The 13,371-nt window shown below is 35.6% G+C and carries 11 protein-coding genes; 7 read left to right on the plus strand and 4 right to left on the minus strand.

The genetic code is table 11. The annotated features are described in order from the left end of the window. Position 1: 1 nt before the first annotated feature. The gene (locus OD90_RS07145) at positions 2–1,285 is read right to left on the minus strand and encodes a putative DNA modification/repair radical SAM protein (protein WP_144668386.1); all 1,284 of its coding nucleotides are present in this window, start codon (positions 1,283–1,285) and stop codon (positions 2–4) included. Between the two features lie 189 nt (positions 1,286–1,474). Here OD90_RS07145 and OD90_RS07150 point away from each other — a divergent pair, with 189 nt between their 5' ends. The 5 genes from OD90_RS07150 to OD90_RS07170 all read left to right on the plus strand — a co-directional run bounded on the left by OD90_RS07150 (position 1,475) and on the right by OD90_RS07170 (position 5,947). Then, positions 1,475–1,960, plus strand: coding sequence for a hypothetical protein (locus OD90_RS07150; RefSeq protein WP_261374473.1), 486 nt, complete (start codon positions 1,475–1,477; stop codon positions 1,958–1,960). Positions 1,961–2,104: 144 nt separating this feature from the next. Further along, positions 2,105–2,992, plus strand: a complete 888-nt coding sequence (locus OD90_RS07155; RefSeq protein WP_144668390.1) for a pseudouridine synthase — start codon at positions 2,105–2,107, stop codon at positions 2,990–2,992. Positions 2,993–2,998: 6 nt separating this feature from the next. Next, the gene (locus OD90_RS07160) at positions 2,999–3,718 is read left to right on the plus strand and encodes a glycosyltransferase family 2 protein (RefSeq protein ID WP_144668391.1); all 720 of its coding nucleotides are present in this window, start codon (positions 2,999–3,001) and stop codon (positions 3,716–3,718) included. Continuing rightward, positions 3,711–4,328, plus strand: coding sequence for a lipid-A-disaccharide synthase N-terminal domain-containing protein (locus OD90_RS07165; protein WP_144668393.1), 618 nt, complete (start codon positions 3,711–3,713; stop codon positions 4,326–4,328). The genes OD90_RS07160 and OD90_RS07165 overlap by 8 nt, the downstream gene beginning before the upstream one ends. Beyond that, the gene (locus OD90_RS07170; RefSeq protein WP_144668395.1) at positions 4,325–5,947 is read left to right on the plus strand and encodes an ArnT family glycosyltransferase; all 1,623 of its coding nucleotides are present in this window, start codon (positions 4,325–4,327) and stop codon (positions 5,945–5,947) included. The genes OD90_RS07165 and OD90_RS07170 overlap by 4 nt, the downstream gene beginning before the upstream one ends. Here OD90_RS07170 and OD90_RS07175 read toward each other — a convergent pair. Beyond that, positions 5,940–7,376 (minus strand): mannosyltransferase, encoded by a 1,437-nt coding sequence (locus tag OD90_RS07175; RefSeq protein ID WP_261374474.1) that lies wholly within the window; start codon positions 7,374–7,376, stop codon positions 5,940–5,942. The genes OD90_RS07170 and OD90_RS07175 overlap by 8 nt on opposite strands. A 134-nt stretch (positions 7,377–7,510) precedes the next feature. Here OD90_RS07175 and OD90_RS07180 point away from each other — a divergent pair, with 134 nt between their 5' ends. Continuing rightward, positions 7,511–8,275: a TIGR03915 family putative DNA repair protein gene (locus OD90_RS07180; protein ID WP_144668397.1), complete on the plus strand. Its 765-nt coding sequence runs from the start codon at positions 7,511–7,513 to the stop codon at positions 8,273–8,275. Between the two features lie 17 nt (positions 8,276–8,292). Here OD90_RS07180 and OD90_RS07185 read toward each other — a convergent pair whose 3' ends face one another. Next, positions 8,293–8,742, minus strand: coding sequence for a nucleoside deaminase (locus OD90_RS07185; RefSeq protein ID WP_144669659.1), 450 nt, complete (start codon positions 8,740–8,742; stop codon positions 8,293–8,295). A gap of 52 nt (positions 8,743–8,794) precedes the next feature. Here OD90_RS07185 and OD90_RS07190 point away from each other — a divergent pair, with 52 nt between their 5' ends. Next, positions 8,795–10,561, plus strand: a complete 1,767-nt coding sequence (locus OD90_RS07190) for a 1-deoxy-D-xylulose-5-phosphate synthase (protein WP_144668399.1) — start codon at positions 8,795–8,797, stop codon at positions 10,559–10,561. A 52-nt stretch (positions 10,562–10,613) separates the two neighbouring features. Here OD90_RS07190 and OD90_RS07195 read toward each other — a convergent pair whose 3' ends face one another. After that, entirely contained in the window at positions 10,614–13,298 is a 2,685-nt protein-coding gene (locus OD90_RS07195; protein ID WP_144668401.1) for a T9SS-dependent M36 family metallopeptidase, read from the minus strand. Positions 13,299–13,371: the final 73 nt, after the last annotated feature.

Below are 13,371 nucleotides of genomic sequence, written 5' to 3' on the forward strand. Positions count from 1 at the left end.
ATCAAACTGTGAGGGGAGCATTAGAGCCAAAAAGATTGAGTTGATTACTATATGCACCACTCCATTTACTACTTGAATTTCTTAATATCAAACTCTTAAGCTGTGCCGGCGTTCTGTCCTTTAAATCAAATTGAGGAGAGTCACATACTAAGAAATATTGAGCTCTATTCATTGAGATTCCTATTGCTTTTAGATGCTCCCAATTAAGTCTACGTTGTCTTCTTGCATAAATTATTTTATGAACAGATCGCATCCCAATTCCTGGAATCCGGGCAATCATTTTACGATCTGCACGATTAACATCAATTGGGAATTGATCAAGATTACGTAAAGCCCAGCTCAATTTTGGATCAATATCAGTATCCAAATTTGGGTATTCTTTGTTTAGAATTTCTTGTATATCAAACCCATAAAACCTCAATAACCAATCCGTTTGATAAAGTCTATTCTCGCGCATCATAGGCACCTCTGTACCAATAGAAGGTAAACGATCATCATAACTAATAGGTATGTATCCAGAATAGTATACTCGCTTCATCTGAAACTTCTTATAGAAATAAGCACTTGTATACATGATCTCTGCATCTGTCTCTCCACTAGCCCCTATAATCATTTGTGTGCTTTGACCTGCTGGAGCATAAACAGGAGTACTTTTAATGAGTTTTTTTTCACTCTTGTATTGAATGATTTCATTTTTAACTTTCACCATTGGCTTGAGAAAATCTGCACGATTTTTATCGGGAGCGAGAAGTTTTAGTCCTTTTTCTGATGGAATTTCAATATTCACAGAGAGACGATCTGCATACAGTCCTGCTTCTCGCATCAACTCATCACTAGCGCCAGGAATAGACTTGAGGTGGATGTACCCATTAAAGTTTTCTTCCTCCCTCAATTTCTTTGCTACTGCAATGAGACGCTCCATGGTATAGTCTGCATTTTTGAAAATGCCACTACTTAAAAATAGTCCCTCTATATAATTACGTCTATAAAAATTTATAGTAAGACCTACGACCTCTTGCACTTTGAAGGCCGCGCGTTTAATGTCGTTACTTTTACGAGTAACACAATAGGCACAATCAAATATGCAATGATTAGTTAGCAGTATTTTTAATAAACTCACGCACCTACCATCCTCCGTATAGGTATGACAGATACCCATTCCGCTAGAATCACCTAGTCCTTTATTTTTATTGGATCGTTTGCTACCACTGGACGAACAGGACACATCATACTTAGCAGCATCTGCAAGTATGTTTAATTTTTCTTTAATACGTTCAAAATTCATAAAGGTGGGTTTACGCTTTCGCGAAAGCTAATAATATATTGTCCAAAAATATGGAATATATCCTATGTTATTTAATGCTTCTCAAATTATGTTGACGCAATTAATTATTAAATAGCGAGTTTTTTTATGATATTTGTTGCTTAATTTTTCAAGGGTAAAATAGGTATGGGGAGAAAAACGAATTCGAAAATGAGAGTAATACATCGCTATTTAGGTTTTTTCCTCACTGGCATTATGGCTGTCTATGCCTTGAGTGGGATTGTACTCATCTTTAGAGATTCTGATACTTTTAAAAAAGAGGTAGTGATCGAAAAAAAGATCGCCAATAACCTTTCTGAAAAAGAATTACCAAAGGCGATAGGGATAAAAAAGCTTAAAATTATTAAAGAGGAAAATGGAGTTTATTACTTTAAAGAAGGAACGTACTCAATAAATACAGGGATAGCAAGTTATTCTAAAAAAGAACTTCCTTATATTCTTGATAAGCTCACCCATTTTCATAAAGCTAAGTCTGGTGATCCTCTTTATTTTTTCAATATCTTCTTTGGCTTAGCGTTATTATTCTTTGTCATCTCTGCTTTTTGGATGTTCATGCCTGGCACCAGTATTTTCAAAAAAGGATTACTTTTTGCACTAGGAGGCTTTGTCCTAGCGATCATCCTGTTGTTTGTTTAAGTGTTCTGTTTTCTATTTTTAAACTAATGCCTAAAAAATATTCTAAATTTCAGTTTAGGATATATTGATTAGAACATACAATTTTCGCGAAAGCGAACAAATACAACATACTAAATCTTACCTTTGCACATTAAACAAAATGTAATGAGCAGAGGAGCAGAAAATAGCAGAAAAGGAAAACCATCTGGACGAACAGGGGCTGGCGGAAAATCAAAAAGTGGATCACGTGGCACACAACCTGTGCGCAAATCGACTAATAAACCACCTAAACAAAAAGACAAAGCTTTTGATGCTCCTAAAAAGTCTTCTCAAAAAAAGAAAGACGACGGCACTATGCGACTTAACAAATACATTGCAAACGCAGGTATTTGCTCTCGTCGTGAAGCAGATATGTATATATCTGTGGGCAATGTGACTGTAAATGGAAAGGTTATTAATGAAATGGGGTATCAGGTAAAACTGGATGATGATGTACGTTTTGATGGGCGCCGTATTAATCCTGAACCAAAAGCATATGTATTATTAAATAAGCCAAAGGGTTTTGCTACTACAACTAGTAATGACAAAGGTAACACGGTGATGGATCTTGTATCTGGATCTACAAAATCACGTATACAACCTATAGGCCGCCTGGGTCGTAATGCCACAGGATTACTTCTTTTTACAAATGATGATGAGCTCATGCAGCGCTTTACCAATTCAAAAAAAGGAGTAGATAAATTATACCATGTGGAGCTTTCTAACAATCTAAAGGCTGCAGATCTGGAGCGCATCAATGAAGGAATTAAAATAGATGGAAAAACCATCCAGATTGAAGAAATTAAATATGTTGATGGGGCTCCAAAAAAGGAAATAGGGCTGCGTCTTAAGCATATTGGAAATAGCGTGATTCGTACTATTTTTGAACATCTTAAATATGAAGTTGTACGTGTAGATTGTGTTACAATCGCAGGACTCACAAAAAAAGATTTACCTCGCGGTAACTGGAGGCATCTCACTAAACAAGAAGTTATCAATTTGAAAAACGGTTAAGTTTTTATGGAGTATCGTCTTACAGTTGTTGTTCCAGTATATAACGAAGAAGAAAACCTCGCTCGTGTAGAAGAGGCTTTTACAACATACTTTAAGGTAGCAGCTGCCCCTACAAAAGTCCTTTTTGTAAACGATGGGTCTAAAGATCAGAGTTTACAAATGATATCTGCTATTTGTGAACGCAATTCACATTTTGAATTTATTTCATTTTCAAAAAATTGCGGTTTGAGCGCTGCTATTAAAGCAGGTTTTGACTATACAGATACAGAGCTTGTTGGTTATATAGATAGTGATCTTCAAACAACACCAGATGATTTTAATTTATTGCTTGAGCATATAGGTAACTTTGATTTAGTAACCGGTGTACGGTCAAATAGAAAAGACAGCTTTGTAAAAAATATGTCTTCTACCATTGCAAACGGTATACGTCGTACTTTTACCCATGATGGTATGGATGATACGGGCTGTCCTCTCAAAATCTTAAAGACAGATTATGCAAAACGTATCCCAATGTTTAAGGGGCTACATCGTTTTTTACCTGCAATGATTTTATTACAAAACGGTACTATAAAACAAGTCACGGTTAGCCATTTTCCACGTATCGCAGGTGAAGCAAAGTTTGGATTATGGAATCGCTTACTTGGACCTCTTATGGATTGCTTTGCTTATTTGTGGATGAAGAAAAAGTACATTAACTATCACGTAGGATCCTCAAGTCGTGGATAGTCTCTCCCTACTTGCATTACTAGCACAGCTTCTCTTTGGGGCTCGTATGTTATCACAATGGCTGCTTTCTGAAAAAAGCAAGAAAGTCGTAACCCCACTTACCTTCTGGTGGCTAAGTCTTTCTGGATCATTTGTGCTTTTTGTTTATGGATATTTACGCAATGATTTTCCCCTTATGCTGGGACAAGTATTAGGATATATCATATACATAAGAAATTTACAGATCCAAAAGCAATGGAGATTACTACCACTATGGTCTAAAATTCTTATCATTTTTATCCCAATCATGATTATTATATTTGGGTGGAATAATGGAGAATTTGATATAGATGCATTATTTTCAGAAAAAGAAATGGCACTCTGGCTCTTAACGCTAGGCATTATAGCCCAGATCTTATTTACTCTTCGCTTTGTTTATCAATGGCTTTATGCAGAAAAAAATAAGCAAGCTACCTTACCACTAGGATTTTGGCTATTTTCATTCATTGGAGGTTTGTTATCATTATTATACTTTTTATATCGCGCAGATTATATTATGGTACTCTCTTATAGTTTAGGCACATTTATTTATGCACGTAATATCTATCTTTATTACAACTCAAAGTCGTGATTAAGTTTTTAGAAAAATATCCAATTCTCTCCATTATTCTCTTTGTGGGAACACTGCTATTTCCTCTTTTAGATGCGATGGATGTGACAATAATGGAAGCTCGTAATTTTGTAACAGCTAGGGAAATGCTTACTGAGAACCACTGGATTCTTACTACAAACAATGGTCTGCCTAGGTATCAAAAGCCACCGCTCCCTACTTGGTTTTCTGCAGTTTCTGCAAGCATTTTCGGGATTAAAAGTGTCTGGGCGATGCGCCTTCCTGCTGTATTAATGGTCATGCTTTTAGGAAGTATGGTTTTTACGCTTTCGCGAAAGCTTAAACTCACCTCAAAACATAGCACAATAAATGGATTTATTTCTGTTACGTCACTTTATGTAGTTCTTATCGCTTTTGAAGGCCCCTGGGATATCTATGCCCATGCATTTATGATTGCCGGAATTTATTATTTGTTTCAGATACTTCAAAAGAATCATAATATTAAAAATTGGATACTTGCTGTGGTATTTATTGCAGCTTCTATACTAAGTAAGGGTCCTGTCTCATTGTATGCGCTTTTTCTTCCCTTCTTAATTTCCTATTTAATCGTGTTTAGGAAAGGAACTCTTAAAAAAAGCTGGGTTTTATTCACTAGCTCCATAATTATCGCAATAATTATAGGGTTTGCATGGTACGTGTATGTGCGCTTTGCAGATCCAGAGGCATTCAATGCTATTGCAGAAAGAGAAACTGGAAACTGGACGAGTCGTAATGTGCGCCCTTTTTATTACTACTGGAGCTTTTTTGTACAAAGTGGTTTATGGACCATCCCTGCTTTTATAAGTTTACTGTATCCTTACATGAAGTCAAAAGTGATACATTTTAAAACATATAAATTTACATTAATCTGGACACTAGCATCTGTGATACTCTTATCTATAATACCAGAAAAGAAATCGCGTTATCTAATGCCTGTCCTTATACCCTTAGCTATAAATACTGGGTTTTATATAGAGTATTTGATACGGAAGTTCAAGAATATTAAAGACAGAAGAGAAACTGTTCCAGTGTATTTTAATTTCGGATTACTTACAGTGATCTTTATAACCTTACCAATAGCCCTTAGTTATTTTATATTAGCAAATGAAGTTCACTTCAGAATCATAGGAGTGATATCACTAATTCTTGTTTTTATAATTGCAATTTTAATGGTGCGGTCGCTGTTAAAGAGAAATGTATACCGCCTATTTTATTTAAGCGTTGGAGCAATAGCATTTACAGCATTGAGCGCATTAACTTTTATAAAGGATTATAGCCCTAATCCAAATTATACCACATTTGAAGATTTAAATTTAAACGCTTCGATACCATTTTACGCATATGAGCGCATCGCTCCTACTTTGATCTGGAATATTGGCCAAAAAGTCCCCATACTTTCTGAGAAAACTCTAGACCTCAATAAAGAAGCTTTTTATCTTTTGATATGTGAAAATTGCGATACACCTGATGAAGGACAATTTTCTAATTTTTCCAAAACTGATGTTGGCTTTTTAGACATTAACAAAGCACTACCAGATTCAAAGGCCTATAAGTTGCGTAAGGCTGGAGAGGTTTTTTTATACAAAAAGAAAACTAAGTAGAAGATTTTAAAACTTCCACAGGCATTTTTTCCTTCAAAAATACTTCCCAGATAAAAAATCCAATGACAATAGCATATTCTATTGCTACCAGCCAAAGATTTTCTTGGAATCCTGAAACCCCATACGCAGCATAGCTAAGCATTACAGTAAAACTCCACACTAGAGGAAATCGATACTTTGTAAATACGCACAATAAAAGTGGTGTAGCCACATACCAGGGATGTACTGTCGTTGATAATAGAAAATAGATAAACGTTGCTATTAACATCCCAGTAATCATATCTAACATTTTTCTATTATTTCTCAAAATAGCAATCATTAGAATACACACTACAACAACCTTAGATAAAAAGGGCCCTGCAGTACCTATTATATTATAGCCCATCTTTTGAAAACCTATGTAACGTATGATATAATATAGACTGGCGTTAAATTCAAATTTTTTAAACCAAAGCGCAATGGATGCTCCAAAATTTGCGACAAAATCCGCTTTAATAAAAGGCAAAAAGGTTAGCAATGTTAAACCCAAAATAATTAGGTAGAAATAAATGAGTTTGGGTAAATTTTTAACGCTTTCGCGAAAGCGTACTTTTAAAGGATATGAACTTCTAAAGTGAGTCGTTATTTTTCCGCCTTTGGTTAAGAAGTAATTTAAAAACAATGGTAGTAATAACAAGGGAAGTAATTTTGTAGCTATGGAAAAAGCAAAAAATACTGCACTCCAAATCCACTTATTAATTACTAGCAAATAAAAAGATAGTATTACAAAAAAGAGCATGACTGGCTCAAAATGCAAGTTACCAGTCATTTCAATAATAACAAATGGATTAAGTGCGTACCAGAAAATATGATAGGTGGGAAGACCTACTTTTTCTAATAACTTCTTACCATATATTATAATTCCTACTTCTGCGAGGATAATAATAGCACGAAGAACTATAGTGGCTCCTAGAATACTTTTACTGGATAAAATACCTGCCAAATAGAACATAAACTGATTGATAGGTGGATAGTTTGTATAGTGACTGGCATTAAGTAAACCCATCCCCTTATAAAGTTCTTCGGCTTGCGAAATAATGGATAAATTTCCTGATTCGATATAGCTAAGTGGCGTGGACAGATAAGGATTTATACCACTAGCGAGCATCCTTCCATCCCATATAAATCGGTAGAAGTCTTGGGATAAATTTGGGATACTAGGCAAGAATATTAACCTCAACAGTATTGCCATGACAGTTAATACTAAAAAATGAGATTTACCGTTTGCTACAGTGACATAAAATAAAGCAAAGAGCATTGCAAACAACCCTATGAATAATGGGAAGTTACTGCGCTGTATTTCATATCCAAAATACCATAATCCTGTAGCTGAAAGCAGTGCGCATAGTATTACTAGCTTATTTGAAAGTATCGTGTTATGAAATGGCAATAAATAATTGATTATGTAAAGTGAGTTAAAATACGCTCACAAGATACTGAAATTGTATGGCTAATTTATTTTAAACCTAGCCAGTGTCTTTAATTCTGAACTCCTTAACTTTATGGATAAATTTACATTACCTAATGACAGAACAATACCTCTATGATGGAACATTTGACGGATTCCTTACAGGCATTTTTGATTATTATGATCGAAAAAGTATAATTATCGAGTTTGTAAAAGAAAGTAAAGGAACAGTAAATTTATTTGATGCTGTTTATAGAGTGCATACAGATGAAAGTAAAGCAGAGCGTGTCTGGAAAGGGATTCTTAAAAAAATAGGAAAGATAACTGGTCGAGATATTTACAAGGCCTTTTTGAGTGAGGAAGTTGGTTCTGAAAAAATACTATTTAATGTAATTAAAAAGGGTTTTACAGGTCAAAAAATAGAGGGTGATTATGGAGATCCTGATGCATTGCAGCTGAGTAAGATTGTTAAAAAAGTAGGTCGAGAAAAGCATAGAATGGATGCTTTTATTCGGTTTAGAAAAACAAAAGATGACATTTATTTTGCTACGATAGAACCAGATTTTAATGTCCTACCTCTTAATGCTATACATTTTAAAAATAGGTATGCAGATCAAAAATGGCTTATCTATGATCTCAAAAGGAGTTATGGGGTTTATTATGATATGGAAAAGCTAGACTACATCTCTCTAGAGGTTTCTAAAGATATCAACACCAATACCGCAGCTGGTTTTTATTTTACCGAAGATGAATTGTTATACCAAGATCTATGGAAAAATTATTTCAAGAGTACAAATATACCTTCTCGTAAAAATATGAAATTACACATCCAGCATGTACCCAAAAGATATTGGAAATACTTAAGCGAAAAACAGCCATAGCAGCAACCTCCTACAACTTAATTAAGCTTTCTTTTATCTACAAAAAAAAGTTTCATAAGCCGCTCACATTCTTGAGATAAGACACCGCTTTCTACTTTTGTTTTTGGATGTATGGTTGTACCCATCACACTATAACCTCTCTGTAAATCCTTTGCACCATATACAATACGTCCTATTTGACTCCAATACAAAGCACCTGCACACATTTGACACGGTTCTAATGTGACGTACAATGTACATTGTTGTAAGTATTTACCTCCTATATAATTTGAGGCGCTTGTAATAGCCTGCATTTCTGCGTGAGCAGTAACATCTGTAAGTCGCTCTGTGAGGTTATGTGCGCGTGCAACAATTTTTTTATCAATTACGACAACAGCTCCAACTGGAATCTCTCCTTGATCAAAAGCTACTTGAGCTTCTTGTAAGGCTTTTTGCATGAAATAACGATCATCGTATGGCTCTATCATAACAGTGCTTTCTGGAGCATAAAAATACAGATTCAAGACGTACCTTTGTTTAATGCAGCTAAGTATTCTTGATAAAATACAATCACCTCTGGACCTCCGTAAGGTTCCAGAAATACAACTACCTCTGCTTGCTAAAGAGCTCCGTAAATTTATTATAAATATTTTAGCAACAAAGGAAGGCCATTTAGGTGCAAGTTTAGGCGTTATAGAGCTTACCATAGCATTACATTATATTTTTGATACACCAAATGACAATCTTATTTGGGATGTAGGGCATCAAGCTTATGGCCACAAAATATTAACAGGAAGAAAAGAAATTTTTCACACTAATAGACAGAAAGGAGGTATTAGTGGTTTTCCTAATCGCGGTGAAAGTCCTTATGATACGTTCGGAACTGGCCATAGCAGCACCTCTGTTTCAGCTGCATTGGGCATGGCAATGGCAGCGTCCTTAAAAGGTCAAAAAGAAAGGCACCATATAGCCGTCATAGGCGATGCCTCCATTGCAAGTGGGATGGCTTTTGAAGGAATGAACCACGCAGGAGTTACAGATGCAAATCTTCTTATTATTCTCAATGACAATGCGATTGGTATTGATCCGAGTGTAGGTGCGCTCAAAAAATACCTTACCAATGTAAAAAAAGGAACTGCTCGAGAAGAGAATATCTTTGAGGCACTCAACATTAAATATTTTGGCCCTATAGATGGTCACAACTTACCAGAACTTACGGCTACATTAGAAAAGCTAAAAACTATAAGCGGACCTAAATTTCTTCATGTTATCACTACAAAGGGTAAAGGTCTTGCACTCGCCGAAAAAGAACAAATTACCTACCACGCCCCAGGAAAATTCAATGCCATCACAGGGGTTAGAGATAAAGAGAGTAATGCACCTCAACCGCCTAAGTACCAGGATGTATTTGGACACACACTGGTTGAGCTTGCTAGAGAGAACAAAAAAATTATCGGAATCACACCAGCTATGCCTACGGGCAGTTCTCTTAAATATATGATACGTGAGTTTCCAGATAGAGCTTTTGATGTAGGTATTGCAGAGCAGCATGCAGTAACACTCGCTGCTGGTCTCGCCACAGAAGGTATGGTTGTCTTTTGTAATATTTATTCTACGTTTTTACAAAGGGCTTATGATCAAGTTATACACGATGTTGCCCTTCAAAAATTACCTGTTATTTTTTGTTTAGACAGAGCAGGATTAGTTGGTCAAGATGGAGGGACCCATCAAGGGGTATACGACCTCTCTTACCTAAGTTGCATACCTAATTTGATTATTTATGCACCAAGTGACGATAGAGCTTTGCGTAATATTATGTATACTGCTCAACGCGGGCTTAGAGCTCCTATTGCAATACGGTATCCTAGAGGTAGAGCCGTTCACATAGATTGGAAAAAACCTTTTCGAGAGATACCCATAGGCAAAGGTAGCTGTATTCAAGAGGGTGAAAATATTGCTATAATTAGTATCGGTAGTATTCTTAAAAACGTTTTAGATGCTAGCGCAAAAATTACGGCAGAAATAGGAATCTATGACATGGGCTTTCTAAAGCCCCTAGATACAGATCTTTTAGATATCATATTTGACAATTATCAACACATCATCACTATTGAAGATGGGTCAAAAATTGGCGGGATGGGTAGTATGGTTTGTGATTACGCTTTCGCGAAAGCAAAACAACATATAAACATTACCGTTCTAGGTATTCCAGATATGTTCATTGAACACGCCACTGTAGAAGAACAACAAGAAGAGGCTGGAATCTCAGTTGCAAAAATTGTAAGCTTACTTGAAAATTTGGCATAAAAAAATCGGCAAGCTCTTGCCTGCCGATTTATGACCTCTGCTTTATAAGGAGTTATTCTATAATTAACTTAATAGTTTCTGTAGCAACATCACTTTGAACTTGCAATAAGTAAACTCCAGTAGATAAATTTGAAGCTTCTACTCTTACGTTACCCTCTAATAATGATTCTTGAGTGTGTATAAGACGACCATTAATATCAAATATCTTAACAGTACCAGCACCCACAGATTTATTAATTCTTAAATTCATAGTTCCATTAGATGGGTTAGGATACACGCTGAAATTTGTAGCGTCAATTCCACCCACTGATAATTCATTACAGAAATTATCATTCCCTTCTGGAAAATCAAAAGCTTCAACTTGATCAGTACGACTAAATCTTGCTCCCTGCGAAGCACTAAATCCAACCCCTCGATTTGCAAATGCTGTATATATTAAACATTTAGCATCTCTTCGCTCGCCATCAGTAGTCCATCTATCATTCATATCAACTGCAGCGAGTATTGCATCGCGACCATCTACGAATCCTGGTAAGCATGGCTGATTTTTTAAACCATCCATTACAAGTTGCAAAGCAGTATTATTACCTCCAGTTCCATTATAAATATCTGCATCAAACCCATACAGATCAATTAGTTCCCAGGTCATATCCCAAAGAATGGTTGCCCAGATAGTCCCTATACCGTGAGGTTGAGAAATTGCAGCTTCATCATTAGTATCACCATACGTCAATCCATTAATATTTGTATCTGTACTATATTGTGCTGGGCGTATACCAGATCCATCAACAGGTTGATTTGTAGCAAATGTTCCAATTCCACGACCTTCAATTGCAGTATCATCAGCAGTCATTGTTAACATAAGTCCAAAATAATCAGACCATCCCTCTCCCATTTGCTCTTGCTGTTGAGTTGTACTCAAACATCCAGAATTAGTAGGACCTCCAGTTAATCTTGTTGAAATACCGTGACCATACTCATGAATAATAATTCCATTATCTAAACTTCCATCAATAAATCTCGGTCTAGTAGGGTTTACAATAATTGTTTCACCATTTAGAAGTGCAGAAATTAGAACATCACCATCTTCTTGATTTATCATTCCTGCAGGAATCACATTACTATTATTCTCTTCACCTCCTAAATTTATTATTTCATCAGCAACATTATTCGCTATAATAACTCCAATTGCTCCTGCCGCTTGAGCAGATGCTACTTTCAAAGTAAAATTACATGAGCCACGACGTATTAGTGCGATATTCCCATCCAATTCTTCTGGATTTAAAAAAGTATCACAACCGTCATTTGGATCTGTTGAATCAGCAGATGCATCATCATCTTCTACTAACACTAGTTGAGCATTAGGGTCAGGATTTTCCAAGGAAGCGAAAAATGAATTATTAGGCTGGCCATTAGTTGTCGAAAAGGCACTTACACTCAATTCTATATTTCTTGCAAGACTAGCTGGCTCTATAATTTCTAAATTTCCTCTTTCACCAGAGGTGTTCCAAAGAAACATTTGCATTCTAGGATTATTTCCCTCAGGAGGTGTTGCAAAATTTGCGTTATTTACACTCCTACGAACATTATCAAAACCGTCTGCAATTACATGATCAAATCCACTTCCATTACCAGTATAATTGTTTTGTTGAAAATTACCCGAAGCCTCATCAAATCCATAATTATAGAAAACGTCATGGACAATGTTATTCCAATAAAATAGATTTGTTATAGCGGCGTCTCTAGAACCTTCAGCATCGGCAGTAAGGTCGATAGGGAAATCAAATGCTAACTCCGACCCACCATCTGGTGATTCACCTTGATTATTATTTCCTAAGAGATCTTCTTGTGCATATACATTGTTCCCCCTTGTTATTGTAAATTCTGCACCTTCTACGCCATCAGTATCGTGCCATCCAAAAGGAGAAGCCACGACATCTTGAGGATTTTCAACAATAGAACGGTCACCATGATTTGGACTCTCTAGTGGCATTGCATAAACATTGTATGATTCTCCAGCATAGGGAGCAGAAATAGAAGTTGTAAGCTGATTATCAAATAGAAGCTCAAACTCCTTATTCGATTTATCTCTACTTCTATCTTGATGATTATGACCATCAAAAGTGCAATTTATTACCCAATCATTCTTGTTTATTATTGATCCTGTCAAAGCATCTATCCTTACACTCCACCAGTTTTTGGAATCCATAGTATAAATACTTAAATCCCAAGCAAGTTTTAATTCACCGCTTTCAGAAATAGTATACACTAATTTTACGGGAACGTTTTCTTGTGATACACCTCCATTGGATAATACTAATTTTTGAGGTGATGTAGTATTTACAACAGAGAAGTTAGAACCACCTAGATTCAACGCAATTGCTGCTGTTGAAGCCGCACTAACCGGGCCAAGTGATGGTGTAGAAATATTTGCTCGATTAGAAATGTTACTTTCTAAATTATGAGAGACATAAATTATTTTTCCATCTTTAAAAGTAGCAGTAATTTGAGAATTATTAATTGGTATTCCATTGAACTGTTGTGCTAAATAAATACGTTTGATATTGTTTTTACTGGAATGAACTTCTTCAATGATTTTTAAATCTTGAATATCACCAGCATCCACTTTATCAGTTATTAAATAATCCTTAACTGATTGAATGTAGTTCTGAGCACTCAAATTTGCTGAAAAAAACAAAATTGAGATCATTAAAATTTTAAAGTAATTTATTTTCATATTTTTTTATTTATTGAAGCTTCGAATATACTGCATAGATTGATTAAAATCAATGAACTTGAGGTAATTAACA

The organism is Dokdonia sp. Hel_I_53, from assembly GCF_007827465.1.
GTDB lineage: Bacteria > Bacteroidota > Bacteroidia > Flavobacteriales > Flavobacteriaceae > Dokdonia.

Coding starts and splice junctions, on each gene's coding strand:
- OD90_RS07145 (WP_144668386.1), bottom strand. CDS start 1,285: ATGAATTTTGAACGTATTAAAGAAAAATTAAACATACTTGCAGATGCT.
- OD90_RS07150 (WP_261374473.1), top strand. CDS start 1,475: ATGAGAGTAATACATCGCTATTTAGGTTTTTTCCTCACTGGCATTATG.
- OD90_RS07155 (WP_144668390.1), top strand. CDS start 2,105: ATGAGCAGAGGAGCAGAAAATAGCAGAAAAGGAAAACCATCTGGACGA.
- OD90_RS07160 (WP_144668391.1), top strand. CDS start 2,999: ATGGAGTATCGTCTTACAGTTGTTGTTCCAGTATATAACGAAGAAGAA.
- OD90_RS07180 (WP_144668397.1), top strand. CDS start 7,511: ATGACAGAACAATACCTCTATGATGGAACATTTGACGGATTCCTTACA.
- OD90_RS07185 (WP_144669659.1), bottom strand. CDS start 8,742: ATGATAGAGCCATACGATGATCGTTATTTCATGCAAAAAGCCTTACAA.
- OD90_RS07190 (WP_144668399.1), top strand. CDS start 8,795: ATGCAGCTAAGTATTCTTGATAAAATACAATCACCTCTGGACCTCCGT.
- OD90_RS07195 (WP_144668401.1), bottom strand. CDS start 13,298: ATGAAAATAAATTACTTTAAAATTTTAATGATCTCAATTTTGTTTTTT.